Origin of the sequence: Corallococcus sp. CA053C (assembly GCF_003611675.1) — a bacterium.
In the GTDB taxonomy this organism is placed as follows: Bacteria; Myxococcota; Myxococcia; order Myxococcales; family Myxococcaceae; genus Corallococcus.
In genome coordinates this window covers 1-1,640 of record NZ_RAWA01000757.1, presented here as the reverse complement: position 1 = coordinate 1,640, position 1,640 = coordinate 1, and the positions used below count along the sequence as shown (strand labels likewise).

Genomic DNA, 1,640 nt, shown 5'->3' with positions numbered 1-1,640 from the left:
CGCAGCTACCACGTGGAGATGTTCGACCGCCGGGATGGCAGCCTCCTGCGTGAGACGGAGCGGGGCGAGGTGCTCACCCGGGCGCCGGTGCTGGAGCTGCTCGGGGCGGACGCGCTCAAGCAGCCGGAGGGGTTCCTGGAGGTGTTCGATGAAACGGGGCGCCGGATGGTGGTGGCGCACGCGCAGGTGGCGGGGACGCCGTGGACGGTGGTGGTGACCGCGCGGCTGCGGGAGGCGTTCGCGCCGGTGACGCGCATGGGCGCCTGGGTGGTGGCCATCGCGGTGCTGGCGGGCGCCATCGCGCTCCTGCTGTCGCAGTGGGTGGGGCGGGACGTGGCCGAGCGGCTGGAGACGCTCCGGGACGGCTTCGCCGTGCTGGGCACGCCGTCGGTGGAGCGGCGCGTGCCGGCGCGGGGCGATGATGAGATTGCCCAGCTCACCCTGGGCTTCAACGAGATGGCGGCGCGCATCGACCGCACGCAGAAGGAGCTGCGCGAGGCCATCGCCATCCGGGACCAGTTCCTGTCCATGGCGAGCCACGAGCTGCGCACGCCGTTGACGCCGCTGAAGGCGACGCTGGAGCTGCTCATCCGCCAGTCCAGCTCCGGCCAGGGGATGACGCCGGAGCGGCAGCGGGAGACCTTCGCGCGGCTGAACCGGCAGGTGGACCGGCTGACGCGGCTGATTGGCGACATGCTGGACGTGTCGCGGCTGCAGTCCGGGCGCTTCACGTTGACGGTGGCGCCCGTGGACGTGGGGGCGCTGGCGCGCGAGGTGGTGGAGCGCATCCAGCTCACCCGGCCGGAGCGCGCGAGCCAGCTGACGCTGGAGGTCCCCGAGGCACCCCTGGTGGGCCGCTGGGACGAGCAGCGGTTGGATCAGCTCCTCACGAACCTGGTGGAGAATGCGCTGCGCTATTCGCCGCCAGACGCGCCGGTGGTCGTGCGGGTGCATGAGGAGGCGGACGGGGTGCGGGTGGACGTGGAGGACCGGGGCATCGGCATTCCCCAGGAGAGCCAGTCGCAGCTCTTCACGCCCTTCTTCCGCGCGCGCAACGCGACCGAGTACTACGCCGGGGGACTGGGGTTGGGGCTGGCCATCTGCCGTGAAATCGTGGAGCGCCACGGGGGCCGCATCGGCGTGAAGAGTGACGGGCCGGGCCAGGGCACCTGCTTCACGGTGAGGCTGCCCCGGGCGGCGGTGGCGGACGCGGCCTGATGCGCTACGTGGAGGCAAGGCCGTGCGCCGCGCTGGCGCCCTGGGTCCAATGCTACTGGGGGCTGGAGGTGTCGGGCCCGCCGACGGCGCCGCACCGGGTGATGCCGGATGGGTGTCTGGACATCCTGGTGGACCTGTCGGACGGAGTGCGCCTCCAGGTGGTGGGGGCGATGCGCCACGCGGAGGTGGTGCCGCTGTCGTCGTCCGCGTCCTTCGTCGCCGTGCGCTTCCGTCCGGGAGGGGCGCACCCGTTCCTGCGGCTGCCGCTGGTGGAGCTGACGGACGGGCAGCTGGCGCTGGAGGACCTGTGGCCGGCGGAGGCGCGAGCGTGGCGGGAGCGGATGGCGGAGGCGAGCGGGATGGCCTGTCTCTTATACAAATCTGACGCTGCCGACGAACTCTAGGGTGTAGATCCTGGGGGG

General features: G+C 72.3%; 1 protein-coding gene. It reads left to right on the top strand.

What is annotated here, in order from left to right; all coding sequences use genetic code 11:
* Positions 1-1,218: ATP-binding protein (locus tag D7V97_RS42880; protein WP_147445254.1), on the top strand; the 1,218-nt coding region annotated here is incomplete at its 5' end.
* Positions 1,219-1,640: the final 422 nt, after the last annotated feature.